Annotated in this window: 12 protein-coding genes and 1 riboswitch; of the genes, 1 reads left to right on the top strand and 11 read right to left on the bottom strand. The window is 35.4% G+C overall.

The features are described from left to right. Positions 1-4 precede the first annotated feature (4 nt). From ACN6MX_RS06910 to ACN6MX_RS06890, 5 genes are all read right to left on the bottom strand, one after another. Positions 5-772, bottom strand: a complete 768-nt coding sequence (locus tag ACN6MX_RS06910; protein ID WP_419961900.1) for a metallophosphoesterase — start codon at positions 770-772, stop codon at positions 5-7. A 76-nt stretch (positions 773-848) separates the two neighbouring features. Beyond that, on the bottom strand, positions 849-1,481 hold the full coding sequence (locus ACN6MX_RS06905; RefSeq protein ID WP_419961899.1) for a CBS domain-containing protein: 633 nt from the start codon (positions 1,479-1,481) through the stop codon (positions 849-851). Positions 1,482-1,554: 73 nt separating this feature from the next. Beyond that, positions 1,555-2,148, bottom strand: coding sequence for a LysM peptidoglycan-binding domain-containing protein (locus tag ACN6MX_RS06900; RefSeq protein WP_419961898.1), 594 nt, complete (start codon positions 2,146-2,148; stop codon positions 1,555-1,557). A gap of 80 nt (positions 2,149-2,228) precedes the next feature. Continuing rightward, a complete protein-coding gene (locus ACN6MX_RS06895; RefSeq protein WP_419961897.1) occupies positions 2,229-3,644 on the bottom strand; it encodes a RecQ family ATP-dependent DNA helicase in 1,416 nt (471 codons plus the stop codon). Then, on the bottom strand, positions 3,637-4,671 hold the full coding sequence (locus ACN6MX_RS06890) for a helix-turn-helix domain-containing protein (RefSeq protein ID WP_419961896.1): 1,035 nt from the start codon (positions 4,669-4,671) through the stop codon (positions 3,637-3,639). Before ACN6MX_RS06890 ends, ACN6MX_RS06895 begins: the two co-directional genes overlap by 8 nt. A gap of 109 nt (positions 4,672-4,780) precedes the next feature. On the opposite strand from ACN6MX_RS06890, the gene ACN6MX_RS06885 reads away from it, so the two are divergent. Continuing rightward, on the top strand, positions 4,781-5,029 hold the full coding sequence (locus tag ACN6MX_RS06885) for a ferredoxin (protein WP_211893911.1): 249 nt from the start codon (positions 4,781-4,783) through the stop codon (positions 5,027-5,029). 842 nt (positions 5,030-5,871) lie between these two features. Here ACN6MX_RS06885 and ACN6MX_RS06880 read toward each other — a convergent pair. From ACN6MX_RS06880 to ccsB, 6 genes are all read right to left on the bottom strand, one after another. Next, positions 5,872-6,465, bottom strand: coding sequence for an ECF transporter S component (locus ACN6MX_RS06880; RefSeq protein ID WP_419961895.1), 594 nt, complete (start codon positions 6,463-6,465; stop codon positions 5,872-5,874). 153 nt (positions 6,466-6,618) lie between these two features. After that, positions 6,619-6,751, bottom strand: a riboswitch (FMN riboswitch). Between the two features lie 421 nt (positions 6,752-7,172). Further along, complete coding sequence (locus ACN6MX_RS06875) at positions 7,173-8,417, bottom strand: hypothetical protein (RefSeq protein WP_419961894.1); 1,245 nt, start codon at positions 8,415-8,417, stop codon at positions 7,173-7,175. Continuing rightward, on the bottom strand, positions 8,410-8,946 hold the full coding sequence (gene sigX / locus ACN6MX_RS06870; protein ID WP_419961893.1) for an RNA polymerase sigma factor SigX: 537 nt from the start codon (positions 8,944-8,946) through the stop codon (positions 8,410-8,412). The genes ACN6MX_RS06875 and sigX overlap by 8 nt, the downstream gene beginning before the upstream one ends. A gap of 45 nt (positions 8,947-8,991) precedes the next feature. Beyond that, positions 8,992-10,776: an ATP-binding protein gene (locus ACN6MX_RS06865; RefSeq protein WP_419961892.1), complete on the bottom strand. Its 1,785-nt coding sequence runs from the start codon at positions 10,774-10,776 to the stop codon at positions 8,992-8,994. Next, positions 10,769-11,485, bottom strand: coding sequence for a response regulator transcription factor (locus tag ACN6MX_RS06860; RefSeq protein ID WP_340779821.1), 717 nt, complete (start codon positions 11,483-11,485; stop codon positions 10,769-10,771). The genes ACN6MX_RS06865 and ACN6MX_RS06860 overlap by 8 nt, the downstream gene beginning before the upstream one ends. 277 nt (positions 11,486-11,762) lie before the next feature. Next, a complete protein-coding gene (ccsB, locus tag ACN6MX_RS06855) occupies positions 11,763-12,947 on the bottom strand; it encodes a c-type cytochrome biogenesis protein CcsB (RefSeq protein ID WP_419961891.1) in 1,185 nt (394 codons plus the stop codon).

Below are 12,947 nucleotides of genomic sequence, written 5' to 3'. Positions count from 1 at the left end.
TCACTTAATGTCTTCCACTAATAGTTACTAGATGACATTCCGATTTTGCTCCAAGTCGAAGTGGAACTGCGGTTGTTCCATATCCATTGCTAATGAGCTCTGCGCTATTTTCTTTTTCACGATAGCTTCCCTTTTCATAAATCCCGAATGGTCCAAAACGTATTTGCCCACCATGAAGATGACCAGCTAAAAGAAGATGTGGCTTACTTATTTTTTTAGCATTATTGAAATATGCTGGGGCATGAGTTGCAAATATGATGATATCCGATTCTTTAACATCTTGGAACGCCTCATTTATTTTTACATTCCCCTCAAATCCATCATTAATCCCAACTATACGAACAGAAAGGTTGTTTTTTTCAAATTTAACTGAACTATTTTCCAATATATGAACGTCATGTGTATCTAGGATACTTCTTAAGTTTTGTTCCCCAACTTCTCGATCATTGTTACCGAACACATAACAAGTATTTCCTAATTTCGCAAGCATCCGAATATTATCATTTGTACGTTTTAAAGGGACTCCTCTTTCTGTCAAATCTCCTCCAATTATTACTATATCCACTTTTCCGATGAGGTTTTGAATAAGCTTCTCACTTAATTTTCTCCGATGGATGTCAGATATAAAAAAAATATGAAATTGATTGTCCTTTGTCCATTCATCAATTAATAAAGAATGCGTATGAACATTTGTTTGAAAAGCCAAAAAAAACATATACCAAAAAATCAAAAAAATTATAACAAATACAGTACCAATAATCCATCCAATCAAGCATATACCCCCAAACAACACGGAAAAGGACAGGGAATTTCCCCTGCCCTCCATTCGTGTCTACTAACTGCTAATTTTACTCTTCTTTGTCAATATGTAAAACACGAAATCCTGACTTTTCTAAATCAGCTAAAATACGATCCAGCTTTGAATCGTTTTCAATCTTTAAAACAATACGTCTGAATAATTTATCTGTTTCATCAAAAGTTACAATTGAAATAACAGAGGCGTGATATTTATGAAGTACATCCGTCATTTTTTGAATCCGTCCCTCTGATTCCACAGAAGTAAATGTAATACGCGTTCCCTTACTATTCATACCAAATGCACTTTTAAATTGTTCTACAGCGTCATAACGGGTAACTAAGCCAAGAAATTTCCCATCCTCAACAACAGCTAGTACTGGAAAGTCATGAAGCTTGATCATCGCATTTTCAAAAACATCCTCGTAGCGAACATATATGTCTTCGTTGGTCATAATATCCGTTACTTTTGTTTGCTCCATGAAAACTTCTTTATCAAGATTGCTATAGAATTGAGCTTTATACAGAAGGTATTTGTTGAACATACCTACATATTGTCCATTTTCTATAATCGGTAAAGCATCCATCTCTTTTTCTTCTAATACACGGAGAGCTGACGAGACCGTTGTATCTACCTGAACTGTTATACATTTTTCTTTGGGGATCATTACACTTTTTACAAACATAGTAGCACCTCTTCCAACTTGGGATATACTTTATATATTCAACATTTATGAAAAATATCCTTCTTTTTTACGTTTAAGGAAGTACTAGCTTTTGTCCAACTGCAATTTCATTTGACGATAGACCATTTGCAGATTTTATTTTTTCGACTGCTGATGGATCATTATAATAATTTATAGCTATACGATATAGTGTTTCATTTTCCTTAACTATATGCGTTTTAGAACTAGCCACTTCTGTAGGTTCTGTTTTCTCTACTGGAACTGGTTCCGTTTTCTCTACGGAAACTGGTTCTTTCTTCGGCTCTTCGACAACTTCTTCTTTTGGTTCTTCTTTTGGTTCTTCTACTGGCTGCTTTGTTTCTACTTCCTCAGTACTATCATCTTTTTCTGTTCCATTATTAATAGTTTGTGTTTCAACATGTATCGTATCATTTTTTACTACTTCCTCTTTATCTGGATTAGCTTCAAAGAAAAATTGGAAATAAATAAACATACTAACCGGTATTAATATGAAAATACAAAAGACAGTAGGAATTAATAAGTTTTTAGATTTTTTCTTTGGTTTCTTATTTGAACTTCTACTTCTTCTCATTTCATTGGTATCGTCATCTTGTCCAATGGATTGTCGATGTTCGTCGATTTTTTTTTGATAATCATCTTGGTTCATTTTATTCAAACTCCATTTCTACCTTCATTTCTACTTCTATTATGACGAATATTGTAGAAAAAGTAAACTTAACAAAAGTATTAAGACGGGAGGAGGATATTTAGTCTATTTTTCCAATTCATTTCATCCTGGTCATTCTTTTCTTCGGATCTTTTTCTTAGAATATTAGAAACGTCTATCTTACATTTGGAGCAACAATGGTAAGGTTTTTCTAACAATGTTTGATCAAAATAATGCAGTAGCTGCTGACGTAAACAAGTATCGTCTTGAATCACCTTGTAAAAGTTTTGTATATCCTGCCACTTTTTTTGTTTAATTTGCTTAAATAATTGAATGGTTTCTTGTTCATTTAATCGCTCTTTCCAATATGCTAGTATACGGGTTGTGGTCTCTGCCTGTTCTACCTCAGAGTATTCTGGCTGATATGCAATATGAATGTCCTGTTCCTCTGGAAAGTCTTGCATCGCTACGTAGAAAGTGTGGTCAACATCTGAAGAAGTATATAAGAGAGAAGCGATTGCTTGGTTTCCATCTCTAGCAGCCCTGCCAACCTCCTGCATATAGCCTGCAACAGAAGTAGGAATATGATCATGAATAATTTGCCTGATATTATCTTTATGAATCCCCATTCCAAAAGCGTTAGTCGCACAAATCCAATCTAATTGTCCTTGCTGAAACTGCTGTTGGATTAATATCCGGTCACTTTGCTCCATTTTCGCATGGTAATAGGCAACGGAAATACCTTGTTCTCGCAGCATTGCTGCATAAACTTCCGTTTTTTTACGTGATTGTGTATATATTATACCTGGGCCTTCTGTAGAGGTGACTCTACCTAAAATCCAGTTCATTTTGTCTTGATGATTTTCTACCTGGACCATTTCATATGCAATAGTCGGTCGATCGAGTGAATGAATGTATTCAAATGGCTTGTTCATCATCAATGTTTGTTTAATATCCTCCACAACTTCTTTTGTCGCGGTTGCCGTTAATGCAAGGATGTTCACATCTTTTAGAGAATCTAACCAATTAGATATTCTTAAATAATCAGGTCGAAAATCGAATCCCCACTGAGAAATACAGTGTGCCTCATCTGCCACGACATATGCGATAGAAAGATTTCTAAGCGCTCGGTTAAATTGTTCATTTTGCAGCATCTCTGGTGAAGTAAATATAAATTTAAAGTCTGCTAGGTGACGAATAGCCATTTCTCTTTCCTGAAAGGATAGAAATGAATTGATCGCAATAACTCTTTTTTCCCCTAGTATTTTTAATTGTTCCACCTGATCCTGCATAAGGGATAAAAGAGGCGAGACTATAATCACCGTCCCTTCCATTAGGTAAGCTGGCAGCTGATAGAGAAGTGATTTACCCATACCTGTAGGTAGTATAGCGACAACATCTTTTCCATCTAAAATTTGTTCTACTATTTCTTGTTGCCCATCTCGGAAGTTTGCATGGCCGAACTTTTTCTGAAGAATTTCATTTAACTTATTCATGAATTTGTTCTCCTTTTGTCAATGCTAAACGCACTTGAAAGTAACTAACTTCCGGTAACCTATCTTTTATTAATGTGAGTTTTTTGGTATGTAACTCGTTTGATAGTTGAAGAATTTCTCCTATTTGCTCCTTAGAAATAAAAGAAGACACAGAGAATTTTTTATTGTTGGAGACTATTTCAATAACATGATCTTCTATAGTATTAATCTTCAACTTTCTAATTTTAGCAATTTGCTCAATAGAATATCCTTTTTCAAATAGGCTATTTGTTTTAAAAGCAGAGTCTGTTAGCGGGGTATCAATATGAATATCTTTAGCTAGATTAAATAACCGCGGACTTGTCTCCATCGAAATATTATCTAATATAGTATGTAAGCACTCTAAAAAAATAATTTTGATATCCAAGTCAGCCAAATGATAGTAGCGAGCTAATTGTTCCCATGTCAAACCAGTTTTGTTATAGCCACTAAGACGATAAACAAATAATGTTCTGTGTAGATCATCTAAAGAAGGGTTTTCAAGTAAATGAAATATTTCTTGCTTGATATAGTTATTTAAGTTGGAGTGACGAAAATTATACTGGACTAAAAAGTCTTTAACGAAATGCTGAGTAGCAATATCCTTTTGATTTGGCACAAATTTTTTCTCGTTTGCTTGGAACTGCGACAATGTTTGGACAACTAAGTCGATTCTTTTCCAAAAGATTTGTTCCTTCCCTCTATATTGCCAACCGTTTAAGAGTAGCTTTTTATCTAGTGGTATTGCTTTTACTCCTTTGTTAGTTATATAGACAAGTGATTCCTTTAACTGTATAAACTCTCCTTTAAACAAATCATTGATCGCTATATCATAATCTTCCTTCGATAATTGTGGAAGAATAGAGAAAAAAGCATGAAGTTGAAAATATGTCACATCTTGAATAGTTTGTCCTGATTTTTTGCCTTTTAGTAAATAATACGGAGCATTCTCAGACCGTTGACCGGTTATTTTATGTATAATAAATAGTAATATTTGATGGAAATGCATAGGAATACCTCTCTTTTCCGAAGTATTTTGGTTGAAATGTATGGAAAACATCTTTAGAATGAATACGATAGCATATTGGCTTTAATAGTATAAAGGAGAGAATATAGTAATGGCAAAATATACAATTGTAGATAAAGATACATGTATTGCATGCGGAGCTTGTGGAGCCGCTGCACCAGATATTTATGATTATGATGATGAAGGTATTGCCTTCGTTATTTTAGATGATAACATGGGTACAACGGAAGTTCCAGAAGAACTAATGGAAGATATGGAAGATGCATTCGAAGGTTGTCCTACTGATTCTATTAAAGTAGCAGATGAGTCTTTCGAAGGCGACGCACTGAAATACGAATAGTATTTAAGAATGGTGATTTTGACTTTGTCATGATTACCATTTTTTATTCTAAGAAAAACGAGGCAAAAAGATGCTCGGTCCTTTAAGGTCAAAACCTGTTTCTATCGTTATCGAAGGGCTTTAAACAGACTGTAGCTATTATTATTATCAATTGATTTTTTAGAGGGGCTGGTCGTGACTGACGTCACGACCAGCCCCCCTTTTCTCGGTAATTTTATGGCATTTATCTGTCCCTCGCCTTTCTACAACTCTTAGAAACAGGTGAGTGCATTTTTGGATAACTAGAAAAAAGATACTTTCCTACCCATCGAGGAAGCTCACGAAGATGCAATTTCGTTCGCTATTTCACTTCTTTATGGGACAAACACTTACTACATCTACTTATTTCCACAAGTATGAAAGAAATATGCTTTCTTTCTCATCATTGGATAATCGCATTTCAAATTCAAAAGCGATTACAAATAATTTGATCACTCTCTAAAATTTGACCAATCTTATCATCTAAGCGATAAGCAATGCTAAATCTTATAGTGGAGTACTCCACACTGATTGATTGTAGTGAAAGGTGGCGACTCCAGCGGGAAGAACACGAGCTGAAAGCCCCGCAGGAAAGACACTGGCCGAACTTTGTTTGGTCAATGTCTTTGCGACGAGTAACCGCAGGAGCATATGTTTTCGCAGTGACGAGGAGATTGAAGCCGTGTCCGCGGAAAGCGTCCACCTGAAACGGTAATCAGTTGTATTATCCGTTCTTTAAAGTAGGATAAACCCAGTGTTCACGGGACATTTTTACATAATTCCACAAAAAAGGTTGTTCCTCCTGATGGAGAAACAACCTTTTGTTAATTTGTATTGGGTTTCATATATGAACTAGTTACTTTATCAAGCAATGGTTTCATTCGTTTGAATAATACAATCATCACAACAGTTACTAACAGACCTTTAATCAAATTAAAAGGTAAAATACCGAAAATAATCGTATTAAACAAAGCAGTTCCTGTTTCCATTGGGAAATTTAAGAAATAAGTATACATTGGTAAAAACACATAATAATTTAATACGCTCATACCAATCGCCATTGATACTGTTCCTGCTCCCAATCCTACCATAATACCTTTTGACGTAGTAACTTTACGGTAAATCAAATACACAGGTGTTAAAAATAAGATACTAGTTACAAAGTTAGCCATATGACCAACAGGTACACCAGTTGGACTACCTGCAAATAGCCAATCTAACACATTTTTTAGAAATGCGACTAGAATTCCTGCTACAGGTCCCATTGTGATTGCAGCAATTAATGCTGGAATATCACTAAAATCCACCTTCAAATAAGCCGGTAAAACCGGTAATGGAAATGCAAGTAGCATTAAAACAAAAGAAATACTACTAAGCATTGCGACTGCAATAAGCATCCGCGTTTTGCCTTTTAACATAAAATCCTCTCTCCTTTTGCGATTCACTCCACAAGAAGAAAGGTTCAGCACGTTTGCATACTTAAAAAATCCCTTGAACTATTAGAGTTCAAGGGAGAAACAAGGTACACTTAAATAAGCATATCCGTATAAGCATACGAAAAACGACTGCACCTTCACCTTCTCCCATCCAGACTATACTGTCGGCTTTGGAATTTAACCAAATCAACCTGTTAAGGTTCGCGGGCTGAAGAAATAAATTTCTAATACCGCCGGTCGGGAATTGCACCCTGCCCCGAAGATGAATCAATATTTTATTGTCCTTCAAGAATAATATCTTGAATTAATAATATCTTAACAAATTAAAACAATATATGCAATAGAACTGTTTGTAAATAGGTAGGAAACAACTTAATATGTTTTGTTTCAAGATAATCAGTACTTACATAATCCAGAAAAATTTTAAAACTTTTAGATTTCAATTTTTCGAATAATATACAATGATTCACAGATAATTGTGGGCTATTAAAACAATTTTAAGAGCTATATTAAATTATTTATGAGCTATACTTGAAATTTTATGGGCTTTCTTCACGTTAATATTCTGCGTTAGGTTGTTTATGGGCTATTTTCACAAGCTTATGGGCTATAGATTTATTTAGTCACGCCACAATTCCAAAACAAAAAATGCCAAGCTTAAATTAATAAGCATTGGCATTTTAAGTTATTTAATTGGTTTGCATAGTAAAACCATTCGGTCCAATTGGAACTGGAAGTGGGCTAGTAATATCTATTCCATTCCAATTTTCTTGTACGACATTCTCTAACTGGATGGATTGATCGAAGCTTGCAGCTGTTAAGGAAAAAGCTTCTATCAATCGAGATGCCTCACCCGCATCTAATGATTCCAGGTTTAGAGGTTCCTTGAAGTTCACTACTATACCTTTGTCTTCTTGTACTGTATACGTCACATCATTCGGTATAACAGAAGTATAAATATCATTTTCAGGATTTTTCATACCTATCAAAGCTTCCGTTATTGTAGTGAATGTTTTATTAAAATTAGGAGTTAAATATGTCTCCTTGTTAAAAGCATTATATGCAAAATAATTTACCTTTTTCTCTGTACCTGTTAGTGCCACAGGCTCATCTAAAGTCCCTACCTGATCCCATTCAATCGGTGCTCCATCTTCATTTACTCTTAATAATGAATCAAAATCAGTAAAAATTTCATTGATAGAGGATAAATAAGGTGCTGCTGTTCCGGGGGCGGTATCGTAACCATGATCTACCGGTAGATAATGCTTTAACATTTTACCCTCTGCCAAAAAATAACCTTTATAAGGATGATATTCTTGGAATCCAAGAGCAGTTTCATCAATCCCAAACGCATATCTTTCATATAACTCTAAGCTATTAGGTGCCCCACTCGGAAAATCATTTTCTATTTGTTCCATAGGAATTACAATCGTGATTGGTACAGAAAGGGCATTTTCTAACAATGAAAAATGAAATACTGTTCCCCTATTTAAATCATTCTCGTAAACTGAAGTATAAGGACTACCAAACGGAACCAATCCAAACGTAGCCGCTACTTTACCTGACATTGTAGTCATATCAGTAGCCTTCCCCTCTTCTTCTACATCCATGGAAGCTTCTTCGGTTACTTCCATTGTTCTCATATTCTCGTTTGCCGTTGATAATTCTGCTGCCTTATCTGTGGAATTGCCATTATCATTTATATAAGCAGAGACAAGAACGGTTAATAGTAATATTGACGCTACAGAAATGATAAAAGGCAGCCATTTATTGAATGAAACCTCTATTCGTTTCCGTTTATCAAATTTCTCCAGCGTTTCTATTTCTGACTTAACCTGCTGGTATATTTCGTCCTTTGAGCGATTATCTTTAAACTTCGGCATGTTATTTAATAGCTCATCTAATACACGATCTTCTGAATTTTTCTCACTCATGATGAACATCTGCCTCCTTTTGCTTATCAGATAATCGCTCACGAAGTGCTTTTATCGCACGATGTTGCGTTGTCTTCACTTTCCCTTCCGACCAATTTAATATTTCCGACGTTTCCGTAATAGAAAGTTCCTGGAAATATCGCATAATAATAACCATTTTCTGATCTCCAGTACAATCATCCAATGCAACTAGTAATGTTCTCATCTCATCATTAAGTTGCACTAAATCCTCCGGTAGCATATCTGTAGATGCAAGTTGCATCGTTTCCCAGTCAAATGAGTCAAATAACCTCTTTTTTCTGACGGCTTGTTTTCTAAAATGGTCAATTGCTATATTTTTTGCTATTGAAAATAACCATGTCTTTTCTGAACTTTTCCCTTCAAAGCTACTATAAGCTCTAAGAACTCGTACATATACTTCTTGGACCAAGTCTTCCGCAGTTTGTCTATTTTTCACCAAATATATGAGAAACTGAAAAACGTCTTGATGATATGTATCATACAAGCGGTGGAAAACGGAGTCATTCATAGGCTCCCCCCGTTCTTTCAATTAGTCGTTTCACGTACATATTTGTTACATGCCTTTAATTGGTAAATTAATAATAAAGGATGTACCTACCCCTACTTCACTTTCAGCAGTTAAAACACCATCATGTCTTTCCACGATGTTTTTTGCGATAGCCAATCCTAAACCAGTGCCACTTTTGCCTCTTGTTCTGGCCTTATCAGCCTTATAAAAACGTTCGAAGACATACGGAAGATCTTCTTTTGGAATCCCATACCCTGTATCGATTACCTTTATAACAAAATGAGCATCTGTCCTACTTAATTGGACGGTAACAGAACCATTCTCTGTCGTATGTCTTAGAGCATTATCGATTAAATTCGTTAGTACTTGTTCCATACGATCCTCGTCAAGTTCCAACGATAAATTTTCAGTTAAGTTATGCTTAAAGAATAGGCTAATATTCTTTTCTTTGGCAACCTGATCAAATTTTTGCGTTATTCGTTCAATTGTCGGGACAACAGAAACTTTCTCTTTATATATACTCAGATAGCCTGATTCTAGGCGTGCCAAATCTAACAATTCGGTTACTAGTCTTCCCATTCGCTTAGACTCATCATATATAATACGGATCATTTCATTTTTATCTTCTTCTGTTGTGACGACATTATCTATTATTGCTTCAGAATAGCCTTGTAGCATCGAAATTGGTGTTCTAAGCTCATGAGAAACGTTTGCGATAAAATCTGATCTCATTTTATCCAAACGATGCTGTTCAGTCATATCACGAAGCACAATTACTGCCCCCCGCACAACATTACCACTATTGTATAAAAGACTAATAGAAGCAGCAAAATAGGATCCTTTAATCTCTAATTTTTCGTCAAATTCTTCCTTTACATCAAAGACATATTCCAAAAGATGATGAAGTTCCGCAGGCAGCTTAGATTCTTCTAACGTCTCTGCATTTGCATACCACTTATCGATAAGTAAATCCGCCTGAGGATTACTAACTTGAACTTCAAATTTAGTATCAAATGTAATAACCGCATCCGTCATCGAAGTCAGTATACTCGCTAATTGTTCTTTTTCTTGATTAATCACTTCTACATGGTGTTTTAATTGTTTCCCCATTTGGTTAAAAGCGATTCCTAGTTCTCCGATTTCATCCTTCTGAAGATATGGTACTTTTGTCTCAAAATTACCTTTTGCTAATTGATTGGCTGCTTCCCTCATAGATCTTAAGGGTAAGGTTATACGAGATGTTAAGAAAAAAGTAAACAAAGTAGTTAACAGTAATGCTATAAATCCTGATAAGAAGACAATTTTCGTCGTACTATTTGTCGTCTTGCTAACAACTTCTAAACTTTGATAAATAAATACGGCGCCATGGATATTTTTACCCGCTTCTAAAGGCGTAGCTAGAATAATATAATCTTCCATCCGGTCTTCACTATTCATAGCGGGCATCAGCATTTTCTTTACGATTGGGGAATCGGATGTATATATTTTAGACAATTGCTTATCATCCAATATCTTTTTTTGTACTACCTCTTTGTTCAGTCCGTCATGGACAGATAAAAAAATGGATTCTGAGTTGCGTACGATTAAAGTGTTAGTTTCCGTGCCTAAAATATCTTGTATTATTTCAAACGAATCTTCTACATTATCATGCTGCTCAACAATTTTACCAATAGTTACTGCCTCTTTACGAAGTGATTCCTCCGCTTGCTCTGTGTGGAAATCTCCTAGAAATTCAAGTAGTAAAACGGTTACAATAAATAACACAAATAAAACGAGAAGCAGTATGGTTCCCCATAGCTTCCCGACAACACTATTCCAAATTCTATTCATTTACAACCTCAAATTTGTATCCGACACCCCACACTGTAACAATCATTTTAGCAGACTTTTCGGAAACTCTATTTAACTTTTCACGCAACCGTTTTACATGAGTGTCAACTGTTCTTAAATCTCCGAAGAAATCATAATGCCAAACTTCTTTTAGTAACTGCTCACGATCAAATACTTTGTCTGGTGCTTTCGCTAAGAAATAAAGTAATTCATATTCTTTCGGCGTTAAACCTACTTCAACACCATCTGCCGTAACTCTATGCGCATCGTGATCTATCGTTAGGTGCGGAAAAACTACTATTTCTTTAGAAATAGATGTTCCTTGTGAAGGTGCAAAGGCTGTAGAACGTTTCAAAAGAGCTTTTACTCGTAATACTACTTCTCTTGGGCTGAAAGGTTTTACAATATAATCATCTGCTCCCAGTTCAAAACCTTCTACGCGGTTAGCTTCTTCACCTTTAGCTGTCAATAATATGATAGGTGTTTCTTTATGCATGCGTAGTTCTGTCATCACTTCTATGCCATCTTTTTCGGGCATCATAATATCCAATAGAATGCAATTATATTCAAATTCTAATGCGAGCTGTAATGCAACTTCTCCATTTTCAGCTTCTTCTACTTCATAGCCTTCTCGCTCTAAATACATTTTCAATAGTCGACGAATGCGTTCTTCATCCTCAACTACTAAAAGTTTAATTGTGTCAGACATAGTTTTATCAAACCTTTCTATCAACATCTACTTATATTGTACAATTACTGTACCCAAAATGAAAGAAAAGCTCTTCCTCTTGTTAACTAAAGAGTAAAGAGCTTCTAAGCAAGTACTGGACTAATCTATTTGTTGTTATGTCTAGTTCCAGCACTTAGACTGACTTCGTCTCTGCAAAGGACGCCTTTAGGTGAAATCCTTCCAGCGCTTGCTCCTGCGCAAAGCTCGTCGCAGAAGAACGGTGTCAGGGCTTACTTAGGCGCTTACACTTTTCTTGTTATGCATAAGAATGTAAACCAGCTAAAATTAGATTTACGGCGATTAAGTTAAACATAATTATAATAAAACCAATTAAAGCAATCCAAGCTGACTTCTTACCTTCCCAGCCTTTTGATAAACGAAGATGTAAGAACACTGCATAAAATAAGAACGTGATAAGTGCCCAAACTTCTTTTGGATCCCAGCCCCAGAAACGTGACCAAGCTTCATGTGCCCATATCATCGCAAATATCAATGCGCCAAGTGTAAACACTGGGAAACCGATTAATACTGAACGATACCCTATTTCATCCATCAATTGGGAATTAGACTTCTTGGTAAGTGGTTGTAATACAGTAGCAATACGTTTACGTAATATTAAACGTAATAATAGATAAATTGCTGTACCGAATAAAATTGACCAAACAACTGTAGTTAATTTTTTTGCATTTACTAATGGCGGCATTTCCACAAGTGGCTCAAATGCACCTTCTGTAATCGCTACTGACTCATTCATACCGAATAGAGCTGGCACAGTGTATTCAATTGTATGTTCTGTCTCGTCTTTGCTTATATACGAGTATTCTGCACTGTAATCCGCAAGTGAGAATGATACTGTAGAAACAACAAATCCTATAACAAGCACTAAAACGTACATTACTGCTTCGATCCAAAAACGTTCCTTAGATTTTTTCGTCAGATCAATATTCTTCAATAAATAAATAAATCCAGCAACCGCACTTATAGCTAAAATCGCCTCACCCATTGCTGCAGTAATTACGTGAATAGTAAGCCAGTAGCTTTTTAAAGCTGGTATTAACGGGGTAATTTCTGTCGGGAACATGCTTGCATATGCAATGATTATTAAAGCAATTGGTAAAGCAAACAATCCAAGAGCAGGTGTTTTATATATAAAGTAAATTAGTATAAATGCTCCTACAACCATCATTCCAAATGCAGTTGTAAATTCAAATAGGTTACTTACAGGAGCATGTCCTGCTGCAATCCATCTAGTGATAAAATAACCAAGATTGGCTATGAATCCTATGATTGTCACGATAATTGCTAATTTGCCCCATCTATCAAATGACTTGGTAGTTTGAGCATTTGAAGACTTTACTGCTCCTCCAAATAAAAACGTAGCAACTAGATATGCTACAAAAGCTATAAATAATAAGGTACTACTTAGAGATGCCATATCCAT

Source organism: Psychrobacillus sp. BM2 (assembly GCF_048572895.1).
GTDB lineage: Bacteria > Bacillota > Bacilli > Bacillales_A > Planococcaceae > Psychrobacillus.
Note: the sequence above shows the minus strand (reverse complement) of the source record. Positions and strands in the feature narration are given on the sequence as shown.

Coding starts and splice junctions, on each gene's coding strand:
- ACN6MX_RS06905 (WP_419961899.1), bottom strand. CDS start 1,481: ATGTTTGTAAAAAGTGTAATGATCCCCAAAGAAAAATGTATAACAGTT.
- ACN6MX_RS06900 (WP_419961898.1), bottom strand. CDS start 2,148: ATGAACCAAGATGATTATCAAAAAAAAATCGACGAACATCGACAATCC.
- ACN6MX_RS06895 (WP_419961897.1), bottom strand. CDS start 3,644: ATGAATAAGTTAAATGAAATTCTTCAGAAAAAGTTCGGCCATGCAAAC.
- ACN6MX_RS06890 (WP_419961896.1), bottom strand. CDS start 4,671: ATGCATTTCCATCAAATATTACTATTTATTATACATAAAATAACCGGT.
- ACN6MX_RS06885 (WP_211893911.1), top strand. CDS start 4,781: ATGGCAAAATATACAATTGTAGATAAAGATACATGTATTGCATGCGGA.
- ACN6MX_RS06880 (WP_419961895.1), bottom strand. CDS start 6,465: ATGTTAAAAGGCAAAACGCGGATGCTTATTGCAGTCGCAATGCTTAGT.
- ACN6MX_RS06875 (WP_419961894.1), bottom strand. CDS start 8,417: ATGAGTGAGAAAAATTCAGAAGATCGTGTATTAGATGAGCTATTAAAT.
- sigX (WP_419961893.1), bottom strand. CDS start 8,946: ATGAATGACTCCGTTTTCCACCGCTTGTATGATACATATCATCAAGAC.
- ACN6MX_RS06865 (WP_419961892.1), bottom strand. CDS start 10,776: ATGAATAGAATTTGGAATAGTGTTGTCGGGAAGCTATGGGGAACCATA.
- ACN6MX_RS06860 (WP_340779821.1), bottom strand. CDS start 11,485: ATGTCTGACACAATTAAACTTTTAGTAGTTGAGGATGAAGAACGCATT.
- ccsB (WP_419961891.1), bottom strand. CDS start 12,947: ATGGATATGGCATCTCTAAGTAGTACCTTATTATTTATAGCTTTTGTA.